This is a genomic window from Ralstonia psammae (assembly GCF_958405935.1).
Classification (GTDB): domain Bacteria; phylum Pseudomonadota; class Gammaproteobacteria; order Burkholderiales; family Burkholderiaceae; genus Ralstonia; species Ralstonia psammae.
In genome coordinates, this window is sequence record NZ_CATZBU010000017.1 from 20,461 (window position 1) to 38,948 (window position 18,488).

Genomic DNA, 18,488 nt, shown 5'->3' on the forward strand with positions numbered 1-18,488 from the left:
GTTGTGCAGACCGTCAATGCCGGACGGCTGCCATTCGTGACCGGCTATCGGACCGGGTCACCGAGGATTGCATTTGATCTGCCTCACTGCACGACCTTGGCAGTCTTCAGCAAGTTTCCGACTACCTGCACCGTGGCGCGTTCGAGTTCCGCCGTCTCCAACGCCTGCTTTATGGCCGGCTTTACGGCGTCATACGCCGGCACTTGCGTCGGCCGCATCGCATCGAGCTTCACGATGTAGCGCTGGTTACCCACTTCGACTGGGGCAGCGCTGGTCGCGCCCAGTTGCAATGCGGAAATCTCGCGTGCAAGTGGCAGCGGCAAATTCTGCGTCTTGCCCTCTTCGGCCGGCACCTTGAAGCTCACCCAATCCATCTCGCCGCCACGCGCCTTGTTCGGCGCAGTGCTGTACTGCTGTGCCAGCTTGGCGAAATCGCCGCCCTGCTTCAGCAGCGTGATGACCAGCGCGGCGGTGACATCGTCGCCGACCTGGATCACACGTGGCTTGTATTCCTTGTCGCCCAGGCCTGAGACGATCGCGTCATAGCGGGCTTTGACCTGTGCATCCGTCACCGGGGCGGGCTTGATGTTGTCTTTCAGCCAAGCCTGCGTGATGGCCGCGTCATGCGCTTCCTGCACCGCCTGCTTCACTGCCGGCAGCTTTTCGTAGGTGGCGTTCTTGGCGGCCTGCTGGCGGAACAGTTCCCGCGCGATCAACTGCTGCTTGAGCGCTTGTACGAAGTTGGGATTTGCGGCCACGCCAGTCTGGGCAATCGCTCGGTCCAACTGGGCTTGCGTGATTTGTGCGCCGTTGACGACGGCCACAGCACCCGCCGGCAGCGTGTCAGCCCATGCGGATGAAATCGATGCTGCAGCCAGCGCAGTCATGGCGAAGTGGCGAATCGTTGTGTTCATGTCAGAAATCCTTGTCAATAAATTCAGTTCAAAGTCGGCGTCGACAATAGCGGCGCGTGCCATTTAGCCAAGTGGGAGAGCGTCGCTCGGTGCTACCTCACCAGGTCCACCACGGAACTCTGACGCACCCAGCAAGTTCTGATAGACCGCCGAAATAGTCCCCACGACCAAGAACGTTGAGATCACCGCGGTGGCCGCCTGTAACACCGATCCGATCGGTGTCTGAGGAACGCCAAGCATAGAAACCTGTCCCGTTGTCAGCATCAGCACGGACGCCACAATGATGGGTGCCGTGCCAGCGGTCATGACGACAAAGACCGACCAGACCTGTCCAGCCGTCGCATCCCACGAAAGGCGAAGAGCGGCACGTCCAGCATCCGTCGCCAAAGCGGGCAAAGCCAGAATGAGACGGTAGTACAGGTAATAGAGCCCAAACTGACCGACCGCACCGATCAAGCCCAACATCAATCGCAGCTTGGCGATCAACATGAACCCTGCGCCCAAGAACACCGCAAGAACACAGAAGGCGACAGTCTGAAGCGACCACGCATGGTTATTCGTCTCTCGACGCAGGAGGAGTCGATATCCGGCCACTTGCAGCGGCACCGTCACCAATGTCTGTGCCATCATGAGCAGCGTTATGAAGAACCAGGGTCGGAACTCCCCGTTGGTTCCCGCAACAGTCAACATCAGAAGACCAACGGTAGTGAGCACCGTAAGCAAGGGGTGACGCAATGGAATTTGAAAGGCTGAACGGTATGCAGCCTTGATCGTTGCGCCTTTGGAAATCTTCATGTTCATGATCCTGGGTGTCGGGTTGGCGTACCGGTTGCTCAATAAGTCCAGTTCAAGGTCGCCAACAAGACCGTCGGCTTGGCGCCAAGCTCGGCCGGCTGCACCAGCGCACGGCCAAGCAGCAACTCACTGGTCAACATGTTCTTGCCGTAAGCCGCCGATAGCCGCACCCCCACACCGGTACCGGCCAGGTACTGCCAGTGCTGCGTGGCCACCAACTGCGTCTGGCCGCCATCCAGAAAGACATACGGCTCGATCCGCACGCCCGCAATCGAAGGCGCATTCGCCCACACTGCTTCGTTGCGCAAGGTCAGTCCTCGGTCTCCGCTGATGAGGCCTTCGCGGAAGCCTCGAACTGAACTCATGCCGCCCGCAAAGATCTGTTCCGAACCGAACAGCGCCACATTCGACCACTGGGCAGACACCTGGCTGCGGTACGCCAACGCAGCCTTGCCAAGGCTCGGCAGGGGCAACTGCGTACTGGCGTTGCCATCAAGCTTCCAGAACTGGCTGTGCGCTTCGTCGCGTCTGATATCTGGGGCATCCTGGCTTGCGCTGAGCGTCCGCATGCCGCGCGTGACGCCCGCCTCCCAGGTGGCATAGCCGCCTTGGTTATTCACGGCGAACTTGCGCAGCCCGTTGATGGCGACCCGCAGCACCGTCAGAAACTGCGGATCCAGCAGCAGGTTGTTGACTTCGCGTTCCGTACGGCGGTGCGTGAGCGTCACGTCAAACGCTGTACGGCCCGCCTGGTCGCGCTCGATCACGCGGTTCCAACCAAAGGTGTGTGCAAAGGTGCGGCCGTAGACGAGCGCCGTGTCGCCGATAAGGTTGTTGTACTCCGAGAACGAGCCGGTATAGCTGAAGGTGTTGTAGCCGAACGGCACCGCCGCCGAGGCAATGGCGGCATTGGTGTCGGTCGTGCCGATGTAGGACAGCGAAAGCGCCTCCTGGAAGCCGAGCGCATTGTCCGCATCGATGCCGGCACGCAAACGCGTGGTGCCGGTGGCACGGCTGCCGTAGTTGTCCGTGCCCACGTTGAAACGGAAGCGGTCGCCTGGCTGGTTGGTCAGGGCAATGACCGAGCCGCCAGGGCTTTGGCCAGGGAGGATCTGTACTTCGGCCTGGTTGCGGCGCAAGCGGTTGATCTGGTCGACACCCTGCTCCAGATCAGTCAGCTTTAGCGTCTCACCCACGGTCGGCATCGACCAGACGGTACCGGCGTCGGTCAGCCAGCCGCCGTTCTGCGTACCGCCGGCGGCCGGCTGGTTCGGCACGGAGGTCCGCACCGTCTTCCCGTTGATCTGCAGGCTCTCTACCTTGCCCGGTACGACGGCGATGGTCAGAACGCCTTCCTTGAGGTTCTGCGGCGGCAAGTAGGCGCGCGTGGTGACAAAGCCGCGTTGCACGAACGCTTCGGTGAGCCTGCGCAGCAGCAGGTTGATGCGGTTGGTGCCCAGGTCGCGATCGACAAACGGCTGGGTGATGCCCGCCACCGTGGCGTCGTCAAGCACTGTATTGCCGCTCAACTGGACCCGGTGAATGGCAAAGGTGGTGCCGGGCTCAACCACCGATTCGACGCTCGCGGCGTCCGGCACAGCCTGCGGAAGCTGAATTTGCGGCGGAGGTTGGTTGGCCTCACGGCGGCGCTCGGCCTCCTGGCGTTCGCGCAAGGCACGCTGGGCCGGGTCTTCGAGCGGCGGGGTCTGGGCGTGGGTGGTCGTTGCAAGCAGCAGTACTGCCAGGGCCAGCGGCGTGAATTTCAGCAACATGCGCATCGCCTCACTGCCACAGCCACGAGGTCAAGCCCACGTGCGAATCGATGGCCACCGGCTGACGCGACCTGGCGCGCAGCGTCACGATGCCGTTGCTGGCCGTGACGGTCTGCCCGTCAAAGCTGCCACCTTCGATCTGGCCTTGGCCGTTGATCGTCAACGCCCCGCCGATGGCCAGCCAGTTGCCGCCCACATCAGCGGCGTACAGGCGCGCCCAGTTGTCGCCAAAGAACGCCTTGAAGCCGCGGTCACGGGCGAGTGCGGTGTAGCCTGTGATACCGACTGCGCGCACCTTGGGTGCCGTGACCGTCATGTCACCGACCGCAAGCACCTGGCCGCCGATGTTCTCGGCGAGCGTTCCGGCATGGATCGTCAGGTTGCCGCCAGCGGAGATCGCGCCGCCGGTGGTCGCAATGGTGCTCGATGCGCTGCTGCGGCAGAAGATCATGCAGCTGCGGCTGAAGTGGGCCGAGCCGCTGGCCAGCGCTTCGTTGTGGAAGACGTTCGCGGCCGTGATGCTGATGTCGCCGCTGCCGTTGGCCAGCATCTGCCCGCCAATGTTGCTGACGTTGCGTCCGGTGATCGTAGTACCGGTTTGCGAGACGAGGTACGGAACCTGCCCGACTGCCGGGACGCTGCCGTAGTCCACGTCAAAGCCCGTGCTGTGGTTGCGCAAGAAGAGCCAGCGGGTGCCGCTGCTGGTCCAGGTCGCCGGTTGTTCGCCGTTCGCGCCAATGGTCTTGTCGAGTAGATTCTGCACATCGCCCTGGGCAGCCAGAGTCAGCTTGGCGTTCGACAAAATGCGGCTCTGGTGGTTGACGATGTCGCCACCGGCGCGCAACACCACGTCGTCGTTCTTGCCGAAGAGAATGCCCTGCGTACTTGTCGACGCATCGTTGCGGATCGTGCCGCCGGCGAGCAGCGTGACGGCACCCTCGGAGGCTGCTGCACCGGTATTGCGCGTCTGACCCTGGATCAGGCCCGCCGTGTTGGTGAGATCGGTATCACTCTGGATCAGTACGCCGCCAGCCGTGGCCGCGACGGCGGCCGGCAACGCAGACGACGCGATGGCGACGCTGCTGCCGTGAATCGTGGCGTTGCCTGCGGCGATGACGCTGGAATCGGTCTGGCTGTAGCCGCCCGTTGCGTTCAGCGTAACGTCGCCTCCCGAGGACTGCGCAGTGCTGGCGTTGCCGTTTCCGGACGTCAGTGCGATTGAACCCGCCTGAACGGATGTGCCGCCCACGCCGTCGATCTTGCTGCCGGTGAGCTGCACTGCCCCGGGCGCGGTGATCGCTACCGTGCCCTGCTGCGAAGTCCACTGGCTCGTGCCGGACGCATCGGCACCCAGCGTCAGGGAATTGACCTGCGCGATCACGTTCTGCGTGGCGTTCAACTGGGTCGCCGTCATCGAGACGCCCGGACCTGCATCGAACAGGCCAACGCCGCCGGTTGCGCTTAGCGTGCTGTGGTCGATGGTGACGGGCTCGGTGTGGACTTGGCCCGTGCTGCCGATCACGATGCTACCGGTTTGGCCCGACGTGCCCGCCGACAGGGTGCTGCTGTCAAGGTGCACCTTATTGGAAGCGATCTGGAGGTTGCGCGCGGCAGTCAGTGCGCCATTGCCAGTCAAACCGGCTGAGCCGATCAGCACGTCGTTGGTGGCCTGCACCGTGCCGCTCGAAAGTTGCAGATCACCTGTGCCGCTGACCACGAAATCGCCGGCTGTGGCGAACGCGGCACCAGCGTGACGCACCCCAGCGCCTTGGTCGGTGGCGATCAGCTCGATGCGGCCGCCGGTCAGCGATCCGCCCGACGCAATATCGATGGCGTAACCCAGCGGTGTACCGCTGCCCGTGCTGCTGTAGCTGACCCAAGGGTCCAGGTTGTCGGTGGGCGAGACGCTGGTGTCGACTTCTGCCCGGCTATCGCCGGCGACGATACGGACCTTGCTGTTGGGGTTGGTGAAAATGTTCTGCACGGCACCGGCCACGCGCACCTGTTTCGCGATCAGTTCCAGGTTGAGCATCGCTCCAGCGAGACCGCCAGGGCCGATGTTGATCGCGCCCGAGCTGGTGTTGAGCACCACGTTGCGCTGCAGCTGGCCGGTGCCGTTGGTGAAGTCGTTGAAGGACACCTGGCCCGTCGTGAGCGCAACGTTGCCGGTGTTGGTGAACGAGCCGCCGTCTACCGTGATGCCGTTCGGGTTGGCGATGATCACGTTCGCGCGCGGGCCCAACACCGCGATGTTGCCCTGGATCAGCGATGGGTTGGTGCTCGTGACCTGATTGACGATGGTGCGAGCCGCGACCATGCTGTTGTTCAGGTCGGCGCCTGCCGTGCCCACGTTGAAAGACGTGTAGGTGTTGTGTGAGACACCACCAACACTGGGCGCGATGTTGACGGTCTGGCGGCCGTTGGCGCCGGTGCTTACCGTCGTGGCTGTGCCCCCATCGGTAACGATGCCGGCCGCCACGGCGACCGGTGGCATGTAAATGGCGTAAAGGCCAATTAGCGCGGCCAGCTTGGCCGGGCGGTGTGGTGACTGCACGGAAACTTCCCCCTCTACTGCGTATTGTTGTTGTGGCGGCGCCAAGGCGCTCACGCCGCGCGGCCTATCAGTGATGAATGTCCAGCCGCCGGAATCGGTACACGGCGAAGTACTTTGCGGTTCCAACAGGAATATGTAAAAGCCGCAAACTCATATGCACCTGCATCCCCCGCTCCAAAATCAGATTTCCTTGCGAGTCCAGATAGAGCGCCTCAATGGAATCGGAAGAGTTTGGGCCGAACTCAGAGCGAGCGCCTTCGGTTGCGCCACCCCAAACGATCTTTCCGTCAGCTCCCGTGCACACAAATCTTCCCTTGTCGTCAAAGGACGGAGAGAGCGATGCGGTTTTCCCATTGGGAAAAACAAAGGAGATCTGATACGTTCGGTCCGATTTTCTTTCGACAACCCCATATTGAGGCAATGCATTGAAACCATCCGGGCGGCGCGCCGCGATTGACAGGCTATCGAGTTGCTCTCTGTTTGCGAACGGGAATACGTGGTCCAATCGCCATGTCCGTTCGATCTGCAGTGCGCTGGGGTCGCCGTCGACGATTTCGCCTTTCCCTTCATATCGGCCTGAAAGGTCAACACACGCCTCGTCGACGTACTGACGTGGATCTAGATTGTCCCCACCTCCGCCGGGATAGTTTGGTGGGGCATGGAGGCAACCTGCACACGCAAACACCAGAAGCAATGAGGCGAATCGGGGCCTTATCATTACTTATCTCGCACTCCCTTAATAGCTCACTCATTCAACATCGATGAAACATTAAATATCTACAACAGATTATTTTCTTCTTTCCTCAACCATTCTCTATGCCGACTGAGAGTCTCAGCGAGATTACTTTCTGTGTAAAACTCCGTCGGAGTCAAATTATTCTCAACTCCTTGGGCGACATATGGTGAGTTGGTCGCCTCACCCCAGTCAGCCCAAAACTCGCCAAGTGAAATCAAGTCATAGACGGGATCTGACCCTAGCTGGCTCAACAACTCCTCAAGAGCGACCACCCGCCATTTTCGCTTGCCTCTTTCCACGTCTACGTCGCGCGCCTCACAGAGGCGCGACAAATTCTCCCGAGCTTGGTCCATCTGCTCATTGTTAAACAGCGACAGCTCGGAGACTTCGGCCAACATAGGGTCTGCCACGTCCATTTGAGACAACTCAGCATCTGCAACGCGTCTTACAAACTGCGCATCCAATGCTTCGCCGCCCGGGATCCCAGAGATGCCTGACAGGATGACTCCCCAGTCGACCATACCCCGCTCCTGCAACGACGAAAATAAGCGCCCAGTCATGATTTGAACAGTACATTCCACATGTTGGCTGGGTTATCGGAGCACACTTGCGTTAGCAAAAATTGAAGACAATATCTTTGATAACTTTCGGGTCAGCCTCAGTCACCACTCCGGAAAGATAGGGTGTCATCTCGGCCAAGATACCCTTCGCGGGTACCTCGTCTCGACCGACAAGAGCAAGTAGCTTGGCTTTTGTGTCGGCATCGGTGAAGTAGCTATTAATCAAGTGCTCGAGATGCACGCGCAGTTCGTCAACCGTCATTAAGCACGCACCAATTCAAGAGCCATTTCCAATTTTTCCCTTACCTGTCGTGAATGAGGTTTTCGTCGATACGTTGCGACGTCCAACTCATGAAGCGAAACAGGTTTCTCCTCACTTGGCTCTGGCCGCGGAACCTCGATTTCCGCTATTTCATTAGGTCCTACAAGAACCCAGTAAATATCTTCCGCCTGTTCCGGAACCCATTCCAAAATGAAGGCCCGTTCCAGATCCGGAAAGTACCCACGGAGCAGGAGTCCGAGGGCGCTCGGCTCGGTCTTGGAGCACAATTGTTCGGCAGTACGAAGAAGCTCACTTCGGACCAATTGCCTTTCCTGAGAATTTCTCGCAGTCATTTCAGGTTCCCGGGAAACGCCGTCACGAGATTACCGTACCTGTCTCCGCGGGATGCGGTTCGATAGACTCTAGGCGCATTTTCATTACCGATTCTTATGCAAGGCCGCGCCCAGTTTGCTAGCGCCCTTGATCGCAGGCGTCAAACGCCTGAATTAACGACTGCCCCAGATTGTTACTGTCAAATCTGGATTCAACGGCTTGTTCCGGGTGGGATTTCCCGCCGCGGTTCGCATAGTCAGACGACGGAATAAACTTGACAACGTCGCCAACTAACTCTATCCCGACGGATTTCGATCCTTTTGCAAGCGTTGTCCAGGTTTTGACCCCAGCGGCAGCGAGCATCGGCGCTTGAACCGCCTTCCACCCCGCTTGGCTAGGGTGAGAAATGCCCTCCAGCGAACCATTCAATGCATCGCGAAGCTTGATACCAAGCTCGTCGGCACTACCCTCCTCCACAACATGTACCGGCCCGGATGCAATCCATATGCCGGTTGTTGTCCTTGAGTAGCTCTGGACAAAATACTTCCCTTTTCTAAGAAGAGCATAAGCAGTCTTCATCTTTTTCCCGCCATCCTCATTCAAGGATGAATTATCACGTTCACCAGCGCGCCTTTCGACAATCCATATTGCACCGCCCAGTTTATAACTTGCTGTTGAGCGGCTGATCCAGCGTTCGGGATCACCAAATCAAGATTCCTACCGGTGATCTGCGATGCGTCGATCCGGACACCTGCCACCTGTTCCGTTGTATGCGGCAACACTATCGATGTACCCCGTTATGGTTCTACTCAACGTAGCAGCGCTTTGATACGAGTTTGCGTTAACACCCAGAGAGAAGCCCCTCGTCAAAATTACTTGGCAACTCGTACATAAGAGACTCGAACAGCGCCACAACAATCCTGTTGTGGTCGTAAAATAAAAACGCAGAGTCAGCACAGAAATACGTGCTTGTTCGAGATTCGGCAAATGGGAACGCAGAGCAAGCCTAACGCACTCCGGCCTAGCCTCCTTCTCTCTGGATTTTTCTTCGTCACTTCATTTCCGGAGGGAAACACCTCCCTCCACGATTAAATTATCTGTTAAGAACATGCGAATACCACTCATGCCCCACTAGGTCGCAAGGCTCCATGTAGCGCGAAAAGGTATGATGCTCTCGCGTGGCGACGGATGTGTCATTTGCTTTCTTTGGTTCACTCCACTCAGATTCACAGTCTTCGCAAATAACAAAGAGAGAACGACCGTCTTTCTCAGTGGCTACAAGAACTCTCCCCTGCCCACAGACGGGACACATTTCATTTACAACGGCATAGTGCACATAGCTCATAGTTAAGGTGCCTTTGGCAGCGGTAAGCCATTGCCCGGGAACGCAGTGATAAGTTGGTTCGGATTCGATACGCCTGCTAGAAAAAGCGTCCGCAATCTCATCACTGCGAACCCCTTCGGTTTGCAAACGCAAAACATAACGATCACCTTGACTACCATGAGTAACACGGGGGTTTCATCGTCGAATCTCAAACAACGATTACATCCCCATTGTCAAGGTATATCGAATAAGACTCAAACTCCGCCATATCATCTGCCTCAATTGAGATATACGCCCCCTCGCCAAAATTGATTCGAAGTGACGCAGCGCCCACTCGACATACACCAACAACGTCCTTCAATAAAAATCCGATCAAGGGGGCACAACTATCCGGGCTGGAGAGATCCCTGGTGCCACACGTCCCTTTTAGGGAATACGACAGCCCGGCCTCTACGCAGAACGCCACCTTGTAGGTGGAACCTGGAGTCGTCTGGGGACGTGTGAAATCAAGCTTCGTGACCGACGGTCCAAAACTAACCAGCTCCAGATAACACCCAGAAAGAAGCCCCTCGTCAAAATTACTTGGCAACTCGTACATAAGAGACTCCAACAGGGCCACAACAAACCTATCGTGGCCTCAAATTAACGACGCGGTGGTGGGACAGAATCCGGGGGCAAAGGTACATGAGTATCCCCTCGTCCTCTGCCGGGCTTGCCCGTCGACGGGTCCATAGGCTGCTTATTTCCATTCACCCAACGCCAATACCCATTTTCGTAACCCGGCATAGGAGATGTGCCCGGCGGCATTACTCTAATGTGCTCACCGTCCGCTGGCTCTGTGCCAGGAGGGTAATACACCTCGCCACCATTCCTGCCAGGTCTGCTCTCCCAATCTGGAGGAATTACCGGAGCCTGAGGCGGATTCGTAATCTGCTCCGTGTCTTTGGGTAGTTTAGGGGGGCCTTTGCTGCTACCACTGTTTGCCACATTGCCGTCTCCGGTCGAGGCATCTACCTCGCTGCCCGAGCTGAAGAGCGGTCGACCACTAGCAAGCCTGTCAAGGAGCGACCCGAACAGTCCGCCAGCCGCGCCACCGAGTGCAGCACCACCCGCAACTTCTAGCGGGGTCGCGATGATGTTCAATCCGCCAGTCGCGGCATCAACCACTACAGAGCCTGCTGCCGTGATAGCACCGCCAACCGCGGCACCGTGCGCGGCCAACTTCTTACCGCATCCGTTTGGATCTTCGCTGCCACACGTATTGTTCAGCACCTCGTTCTGGGCGGCGGTTGCCGCTGAAAGCGCATCGTGCCCCAACGCCGCAGCCACGCCTCCACCGGCGATCATCGACAACGCCGTGATGGTCGCCAATTGAGCGGCGGAAGGATTGCCCTGGCCATCGGTTACGGCAGTCGCGATTTGATTCGCCACAAGGGCGCTCGTTGCCCCGCCAATCGCCCCACCTGCACATTCATTTCCGGACAGACTTGCGGCGGCGCAGCCAAGCAACGCGTGAGCCGTCACGTTGGCGAGAATGCTTCCTGGTGTCGCGCCTGCTGCGCCGATGCCTGGCAGTTCTGCCCCAATCGCGTTCGCACCCAGCGCCGCTGCATCAGCCACCAGACCATTCGTAAACGCCCGCCCGAAGCTACCGCCATACGCGACAGTATTCACGCCTGCGCTGATAGCTGAACGCACCAGACTAGCTTCCGCGAATCGGCCCAGATTGGTCCCGGCCGTTGCCCAGTCTCCAACGCTAATGTTGCTGCCGATCGTCGAAACGCCTGCACCGCTCAGGTTCAGCGCAGACAGCGCACCGTCCGTGAGCCCTGCGGTCACGTCTGCAACCACGCCTGCAATAACGGCCTGCTTGAAATCGATCGTACCGGTGGTTAACACCTGGCTGGCCATGCTGGAAAGCATGCCGGACAGTAAAACCCCCATCACACCAACACCCGCGCCCGCCGTCACGATCGAAATCGCCACGGCAGCGACTGCTCCGACCCAGCTTGGGAATGGGCCCTGTTCCTTGATGAAATCCTGGTGGATGTTGTCCGTGACCGTCCCAGCCGTGTACTTCAAGCCGAGGTTGGACGACAACTGCGAAATCAGCGCATCAGTCGCGGCCTGATCCTTCGTGCCATCCGCATTGCGCACGATGAACGCATCGTTGATCGCATTGATGGCATTGGCCTGTACGTTCAGGTTCACCGCGCTCATGAACCCGCCCGGCTGCACCTGCGTGCCGGTCACCTGCAGCCAGCCGCCATCCACCTTGTAGGCCGACGTACCGATGTCCACCACATTCGGCGCGTTGTCGATCGTGCCGGCCTTGACGTTGAGCGTGTCACTTGCGGTGACTTGGCCGCTGTTGCGCAGCGTGCCATCGACGTTCAGGTTGACGTTCTGCCCCGCGATCACGCCCCCCGCCGGCTGGGTGATGGCATCTGCGTAGCCTGCCGGCAAGTAAAGCTGCGGCACCAGTGCGCTCACCATCGGGCAAGCGGTGCTGGCGATCGTGTTGCAACCTGGGTCCGGCACCTGCTGCGTGACGTACCACAACATCGGCTTATCCAACTCGGCGATCTGCTGTTGCGTCAGCGCCTGGCCGAGCTGGATGTTGTGCGCCTTTGCGTAGTCAGCGGCATCCTTGTACAGGATCAGCTTTTCCTGATCGGTGACAGAAAGCTGATTCTGGTTGTCGTACGTCAGGCCGCTGATGAAGCTGCTCTGGCCGGTTTGCTGCTGGGCGGCCTGCAACAGCTTCTGGTCTTCGGTGAACGGATCGAAGTAGAACGGTGTGCTGCCCGGCTGCAGATTGGCAGGCAACTGCGCCAAGAGGGAATTCGGCGTCACGCCCGCCAACACCGAGGTCGCCGGGTTCGGGTTCAGATAGGTGGCACCGTTGACGCTCGAAGTCGGCGCACTGGTCGTATTGCCGGCCGGCGGCGCGTTGAAGTGCCACGTCACCTGCGAGCTGCTCGGTGCCGCGGGTGTCGTTACGATGGCCGGCTGGAAACTCCAGACCGGCGCTTGCACGGGGGCCACATTCGCGTGCGGCGCACCACCGGACGCACTAGACGTGGTCGGAGCAGTGCCCCCGGATTGGGCAGGTGGGCCACTACCTGCGGTGCTTGCTGCCGGGAGCGCTCCGCGAGGCCCGGCTGGCGGCGCCAACGAGATGACTTGCTGCCCAGCTACCGTGGGCGGTGTCGGCTGATTCGGGCTCGTAATGCCATTGGTCAGCGCCGCGCTGGTCAGGTCCACCGTGCTGCCCAGCAGATTGCCAGTATTGAGGACCTGTCCACCAGAGGTCACCGACAGCGCATTGCCGGCTTGAATCCCGGAAGCCAAGTTGCCGAGCACAGCAACGCCACTGGTGTTGTGGCGGATATCCGAACTGAACAGCCCTGTCTCTTCGACCCACAACCCATGCCAGTTGGCGTTGAGCGCGATGCTGGTGTTGTCAATGCCACCGGCCATACTGACCGTGACATTGCGCCCCCCGGTAATCAGCGCCCCGTTGTTGGTCAGCGTAGTCCCCGACAGCTTGACGTCGCGTGCGGCCGAGATGACACCCGCCGGGCCCGCCTGGGTCATCTCATCCGATGCACACTGGCTTTCCTTGTAGGTACCCCCGGCGTTACAGCCGCCCGCGTAGCTCGGGTTCATGTTCCCGTAGCTCTTGTGCAGCGTCACGGGTGCCATGGTCGTGTTGACCACCGTCGGTGCAGTGATGGTGACGTCACCCGCCGTCGACTGGATCGCGCCCGACTGGTTCGTCAGCCCGTTGGTGGCCGTCAACGTTACATTGCCGACAGCGGCCAACGTGCCATTGTTGTTCTGGATATTCGCGGCGTTGACAGTCAGCGTGTCACCCGCCGCTACGGTGTTAGGGGCCTGCTGCCAGGCGAGGGTATCCACATGAGCACCACCTTCCTTACAGGTAGCTGCTCCCGGCAGGCAGCCCGGCGTGGTGGTGATCTGGCTGATATAGGCGCCTTGGTTGGTGAACGTGCCGGGCGTGGTGATCGTGACCTTGGCGGCGGCTGCAATATCCCCCGCGTTCACCAGATCACCGTTGCCGGTGAGCGAGAGATTGCCGCCACTGAGAATCTGGCCCGCCTTGCCGAGCGTCTGCGTCACCGAGGATTGGCTCGGCGCCGATGTCGTGTTGCCGGAGGCATCCTGGTTCAAGGTCACCTGAGACGCCGTCGGTGCCGGCGTGGTGCAGCTATCGCAGCTCGACGGATAACCCTGCGGCTGGCCGTACTGCAGTTGGCGCGGCTGGAACGGATCGACAACGCCATTGGAGCCGCTCTGCCCCATGCGCTGGAGCTGCGCGATGAACGCCGCGTACTCGGCCGCATTCACGACATCCGTCACGCTGCTGGTCAGCGTTGCAGAACGACTGTTGTCCAGCGTACCCACGTTGAGCGTGACATTGCCCGTCGCCTGAATCAAGCCGCCCTTGTTTGAAAGGCTGGCGGCGGTGATGTCCATCGCCTTGCCAGCGACGATCTGACCGGCGGTCCCGTCGGCTTGGCGGATGATGGTGCGGTCTACAGTCGGCAGCGCTACAGACTGCGTGCCCGATTGGGCTCCCGCCGGCAGCAGATGCCACATGTCGACATAGCCGAGCGAGGCGCCATTGTCGCCGCCACCCGAATAGACGCCGATGTAGCCCATGGCGAGCTGCACGGCCGTCCCGTCCGGGGTGCGCGCCAGATCGCCAATTGTCAGGTTCGTGGTCGGGCCGGGCGCATACGGGCTGGAGCATGTGTCGCAACTACCGGTGCTGACCCACGGCGCATAGCTGCCGATGATCGTCGAGTTCAGCAGCGCGTCATTCAGCACCTTGCTGAAACTGCTGCCGGCATCCACCGGACCACTACGATCGTTGATGACGTTCTGCGCGGCGATATGAATATTGCCGTTGGCGCCGATCGTGCTGGCGACGTTGTTCAGCGTGCCGCTCAGGTCAAACTTGAGGTCGCCATTCGCTTGGGTCTTGCCGCCACGATTGTCGTAGTTGGAACCGGTGACAGTGATATTGCCCAGCGCCTCAGTCGTTCCACTGTTTTGGATGTTGCCGGCGAGCCCCAGATTGCCATCGGCGTGAATCGTCCCGGAATTGGCGAGATTGCCGGCCGACAGCGACACATTGGCACCGCCCACGATCTGACCGCTATTGGCCAACGTGCCGGCAGTGGACAACGATAGGTCGCCCGCCTTCTGAATCGTGCCGCTATTGGTGATGCCCTGCGCGGCATTGATCGCCACGTTGGAACCCTGCACGTTCCACGTCTGCGTGTTATTGATCGACTGGACCGATACCGTCAGGAGGTTGTTGGCATTGAGCGTGCCGGTGGCCGCCGCCGATGGATCGAACGCCTGACTCGGCGTGTTGACCGTCAGGTTGTTGCCCGCCAGCACTTGGCCGCCAGCGTTGTTGAAGCTGCCAGCGCCTCCGTTGACCGTGAAGGTCATGTTCCCCGTGGTTGGGGATTGCCCGCTCAGGTCGCCCGCGAAGAACGTACCGCCCTGGTTACTCTTGAGCGTGTTGGTGGTGACGTTGAGTGTCTGCGCGCCAACCACGAGGCCATTCGCGTTATCGACGCTATTGGCCGCGATCAGGTTGACGGTCTGGCCGCCGACGGTTCCGCGGTTCACCACGTCTGTCGCGTTGACGGTCAATTGGTTCGCCGCAAGCGTGCCCGTGTTGTTGAGCGTACCGGCGGTGACGGTGGCTTGCTGGGTGGCAAGCGTCGACCCTTGGTTATTGACGGCCGCACCGCCCAGCGTCAGGTTGGCTGCATTGCTGCTACCGGTGAGCGTCAAGCTATTGGTGGCAACGGCATCCAGCGTGCCTTGCACGACGTTGGCCTGATTCGCTTGCGAGCCGACCGTGATATTGGCACCGCGCAGTGTCGCATTGCCGCCAACATAGTTCAGCTGGCCAGCGGAGAGGGTCTTCGTGGCACTGGCTTGCAGATCGGCACCCGTTTGGACCAGGCCGGTCAGGGTCGTGTTTTGGCCACTGCTGATGCTGGTCTTGCCCTGGCTCGCCAGGTTGCCCGAAACGGTGGTGCTGCCAGCCTGCGACGCAAGCGTCGCGTTCTTCCCGGCGTAGACAGCGCCACCGATGTTCAAGTCCTGGGCCGCGCCGACGTTCACGTTACCGTTGTAGGCGAGGACAGAACCGGTGCTGGTCAGTTGCCCGGTCTGCGCGTTCAGGCTGACATTTCCCCCGACGCTGGCAGCTGTGCCGTTGACGGTCAGGTTGCGTCCGGCCGTGGCCTGCAGGTCAATGCCGGCTGCCGCTCCGCCATCCAAGGTCGCATCACGCGTGGCGGAGATCGAGACGGTCCCCGGTGCGCTGACGGCGCCGCCCAGGTGCACGTCGCCCAAAGAGCCAGTGCCATTGGCGGTCAGCTTGACCTGATTGCCCTTGACTTGGCCACCGAGGTCAATGCTGCCTGCGGTGACGGTGGCCGTCTGGGCGGCGCTCAAGTTGCCCGTGCCCGTAGTCGTCTGGCTGGCAGAGAGTGACGCATTGCCACCAGCGGCGACGTCGCCCGCCAGCGTGATGGATTGGCCTGCCGTCACGCTGGTGTTGCCCGTGCTGGATACCGCGCCGCTCACTGCAACCACATTACCCGCCTGCAAGTTGGCATCGACGCCGCTGCCGACTTGACCACCCACCGTCAGGTTTTGTCCCGCACTGAGCGAGAGCGTGCCATTACTGCCGATCTGGCCCGACGTAGTCAGGTTGCTGCCCGCGTTGACGGTGGCGGTACCTGCTGCGCTGACAAGACCGCCCAGGTTCGTGTCGGTGCCCGAGGTGACGTTCAGGTTGCCGGGCGTCAGGACGGCACCGCTGGTGGTCACGGCGCCGGAGCGCCCTGTCAGGCTGACGTTGCCCGTGGTGCTGCCGACCGTGCCGCCAACGGTGAGATTGCGTTGCGTCGCGAGGTTCAGGTCGCTGTCAGAGACCGCGCTGCCGTTGATGGTGGTATCACGCGCGGCCGAGAGTGTAATCGTGCCCGGGGCGCTGACGTTGCCACCTAGCGTGATGTCACCGATGCCGTCATGACCCGCCGCCTGCATCGCGATCTGGCTCGCCTTGACGTCGCCGTTGACGCCGATACTGCCGCCCGCCTGAATGCCAATCGCTTGGCTCGCGGTGAGATTGCCGGCACCGCTGATGGTGTTGCCAGTGGTGACGTTCAGGTTACCGCCGGCCTGGGCGCCGCCGCCGAGCGTCGCGTTCTGCCCAGCGGTGAGCGCGATGTCCTTCGCCGCGTCCAGCGTACCGACCGTTGTGATGTTGCCGGCTGCAGCGTGGATGGTCGCGTTGCCATTCACGGCCGTGGTGCCACCGAGGCTCACGCCTTGACCGGCGCCGGCGTTCAGGTTGCCCTGGCTTGTGACCGAGCCTGTCGTGGACAGCGTGCCGTTGGCGGCCGCCAGTGTGAGGTCGCCAACGCTGCCAATGGCGCCAGCCACCGCCAGATTTCGACCTGCGTTGATCGTCGTGGCACTGCCACCGGTCAGTTGTCCCGCGACGCTCGCGTCGCGCGCCGCTGTCAGCGCAATGGCGCCCGGCGCGGAGACGGTACCGCCCAGCGTGACGTCGCCTGTGCCGTCCAGACCTTGGGCCGTGGTGGTGATGGCGGTGGCGTTGAGATTGCCGGTCAGACTGACGCTGTTGGCCGCCGTCGCGGCAAGTGCCTTTGTTGCCGAAAGATTGCCGGAACCTGTGAGATTGCCACCCGCGTTCAAGGTCAGATTGTTGCCGGCCTGCGTGGCACCGCCGACGTTGACATCGCCGCTTGCGGAAACGGATACGTCTTGCTGCGCCTTCGCCGTGCCCGTCGTGGAGACCGTGCCGGTCGAGACAATGCCGACGTTCTGCTGTCCGTAGACATTGCCTACCGTGACGTTGCCGTTTGCGTCGATATTGACGTTGGATGTGTTGGCGGCCAAATCGCCCACCGCCCGCACGCCCAACCCCTGCGCCGTGCTGATGAACTTGATCTGCCCCGCCGTCATGGCGCCGAACGCCGTGGCGTCGATGGCCAGGCCGTTCTGTGCGGTCGCACTGTTAGCGGCGTTGTTCTGCCCGGTGCTGCTGACCTGCCAATCGGAGCCGGCGCGGCCCGTGCCCGTGGCCACGGGCGTCACTTGCTGGTTACCGGCGATGAGGTTGATCTGGTTGCCGGCATAAAGCGGCGCGTTAACGCCGATCGTCTGGCCGATCAGGTTGATCGCACCGACCGTGCCCTCGATGCCCGAACCATTGGGACTACCCGCCGCAGGGTCGATCTGGATGCGACCGCTGTTGACCGTGTAGCCGATCGCCGTTGCCTGGTCGAAGCCGACCGGAGCACCACTGCCGTTCAGGAACTGCGGCGTGCCGGTGACAAGACTCACCGCGGGCGTGTTCGTAAAGCCCGCGCCCTGCAGATAGACGCCCGCCGGCGCTGCAAAAATGACGCTTGCCGGCGCGCCGAAGACCTCAACCGTGCCGTTGATACGGATCGGTGCCGTGCCCGTGACCTGCGTCAGGATGGTTGACGCTGGGCCGGAGGAAGCGAGATTCGGGTTGCCCGCGACATTGCCGCCCAGGAAGGTGCCCCCGCCGGTAAGGCTGTTGTTCATCACCAAACCGACGCCACTATCAACGGTCAGCGACTGCAGCAGGTTGTACGACAGGCCCGCCTGGTTCGGCGTCGTGATGTTGATGGTCGGGACGCCCGTCGTCGTCTGGGTAATAGTGGGCGTGAAGCGGATAGGGGCGGTGGGGTCAGTAATTGGCGCGGCTTCGGCCTGCTCAATGCCCCAACGAACGAGAATGCGGCCCGTGGTTTGCCACGATACGATCACGTTGCGTAGTGACTCGCTGGCATCGTTGCCATGCGTCGCAATGGTCGCCGCGCTCTGTTGGGCGGTCTGCCACGAGATTTGTACGGGCCCCAGCCAGCTGAGAACGGCAACAGCACCTGCAATGGTGCGGGCGAAAACTGAGCGCCTGGCTCGGTCAGTACGGCTGACAAGGGTGTCGTCACCGCCCGAAATGCCTTGTTCTTGTTGTTGTACAGCGGCACGCGGCTGCGCAAGCGCGGGCCGCGCGTTGGCCGATTCCGGCTCGCGCATTGCAGAACTCCCCAAACCTGTTGTTCAGCGGGGTCGCTGCATGGCCATCAACGGAAGATGTCAGGCGCCCCTTCTTGGA

Annotated in this window: 11 protein-coding genes; all 11 read right to left on the minus strand. The window is 61.0% G+C overall.

All coding sequences use genetic code 11. The features are described from left to right. Window positions 1-83 precede the first annotated feature (83 nt). Window positions 84-914, minus strand: coding sequence for a peptidylprolyl isomerase (locus tag R2N16_RS22985; protein ID WP_316668942.1), 831 nt, complete (start codon window positions 912-914; stop codon window positions 84-86). A gap of 63 nt (window positions 915-977) precedes the next feature. Then, window positions 978-1,709 (minus strand): hypothetical protein, encoded by a 732-nt coding sequence (locus R2N16_RS22990; protein WP_316668944.1) that lies wholly within the window; start codon window positions 1,707-1,709, stop codon window positions 978-980. A gap of 38 nt (window positions 1,710-1,747) precedes the next feature. Further along, on the minus strand, window positions 1,748-3,481 hold the full coding sequence (locus R2N16_RS22995; protein WP_316668946.1) for a ShlB/FhaC/HecB family hemolysin secretion/activation protein: 1,734 nt from the start codon (window positions 3,479-3,481) through the stop codon (window positions 1,748-1,750). 10 nt (window positions 3,482-3,491) lie between these two features. Next, window positions 3,492-6,035 carry a two-partner secretion domain-containing protein gene (locus tag R2N16_RS23000; protein ID WP_316668948.1) on the minus strand — a complete coding sequence of 848 codons (2,544 nt, stop codon included), beginning with the start codon at window positions 6,033-6,035 and terminating at the stop codon, window positions 3,492-3,494. 67 nt (window positions 6,036-6,102) lie between these two features. Next, on the minus strand, window positions 6,103-6,540 hold the full coding sequence (locus tag R2N16_RS23005) for a hypothetical protein (protein WP_316668950.1): 438 nt from the start codon (window positions 6,538-6,540) through the stop codon (window positions 6,103-6,105). Between the two features lie 272 nt (window positions 6,541-6,812). Continuing rightward, the gene (locus R2N16_RS23010) at window positions 6,813-7,292 is read right to left on the minus strand and encodes a DUF2247 family protein (protein ID WP_316668952.1); all 480 of its coding nucleotides are present in this window, start codon (window positions 7,290-7,292) and stop codon (window positions 6,813-6,815) included. 91 nt (window positions 7,293-7,383) lie between these two features. Further along, window positions 7,384-7,593, minus strand: a complete 210-nt coding sequence (locus R2N16_RS23015) for a hypothetical protein (RefSeq protein WP_316668954.1) — start codon at window positions 7,591-7,593, stop codon at window positions 7,384-7,386. A 471-nt stretch (window positions 7,594-8,064) separates the two neighbouring features. Next, window positions 8,065-8,505: a contact-dependent growth inhibition system immunity protein gene (locus tag R2N16_RS23020; RefSeq protein WP_316668956.1), complete on the minus strand. Its 441-nt coding sequence runs from the start codon at window positions 8,503-8,505 to the stop codon at window positions 8,065-8,067. Window positions 8,506-8,525: 20 nt separating this feature from the next. After that, the gene (locus R2N16_RS25630) at window positions 8,526-8,708 is read right to left on the minus strand and encodes an endonuclease toxin domain-containing protein (protein WP_487384029.1); all 183 of its coding nucleotides are present in this window, start codon (window positions 8,706-8,708) and stop codon (window positions 8,526-8,528) included. A gap of 750 nt (window positions 8,709-9,458) precedes the next feature. After that, window positions 9,459-9,848 (minus strand): hypothetical protein, encoded by a 390-nt coding sequence (locus tag R2N16_RS23025; RefSeq protein WP_316668958.1) that lies wholly within the window; start codon window positions 9,846-9,848, stop codon window positions 9,459-9,461. Between the two features lie 44 nt (window positions 9,849-9,892). Further along, the gene (locus tag R2N16_RS23030) at window positions 9,893-18,409 is read right to left on the minus strand and encodes a two-partner secretion domain-containing protein (RefSeq protein WP_316668960.1); all 8,517 of its coding nucleotides are present in this window, start codon (window positions 18,407-18,409) and stop codon (window positions 9,893-9,895) included. Window positions 18,410-18,488: the final 79 nt, after the last annotated feature.

Coding starts and splice junctions, on each gene's coding strand:
- R2N16_RS22985 (WP_316668942.1), bottom strand. CDS start 914: ATGAACACAACGATTCGCCACTTCGCCATGACTGCGCTGGCTGCAGCA.
- R2N16_RS22990 (WP_316668944.1), bottom strand. CDS start 1,709: ATGAAGATTTCCAAAGGCGCAACGATCAAGGCTGCATACCGTTCAGCC.
- R2N16_RS22995 (WP_316668946.1), bottom strand. CDS start 3,481: ATGTTGCTGAAATTCACGCCGCTGGCCCTGGCAGTACTGCTGCTTGCA.
- R2N16_RS23010 (WP_316668952.1), bottom strand. CDS start 7,292: ATGGTCGACTGGGGAGTCATCCTGTCAGGCATCTCTGGGATCCCGGGC.
- R2N16_RS23015 (WP_316668954.1), bottom strand. CDS start 7,593: ATGACGGTTGACGAACTGCGCGTGCATCTCGAGCACTTGATTAATAGC.
- R2N16_RS23020 (WP_316668956.1), bottom strand. CDS start 8,505: ATGAAGACTGCTTATGCTCTTCTTAGAAAAGGGAAGTATTTTGTCCAG.
- R2N16_RS23025 (WP_316668958.1), bottom strand. CDS start 9,848: ATGTACGAGTTGCCAAGTAATTTTGACGAGGGGCTTCTTTCTGGGTGT.
- R2N16_RS23030 (WP_316668960.1), bottom strand. CDS start 18,409: ATGCGCGAGCCGGAATCGGCCAACGCGCGGCCCGCGCTTGCGCAGCCG.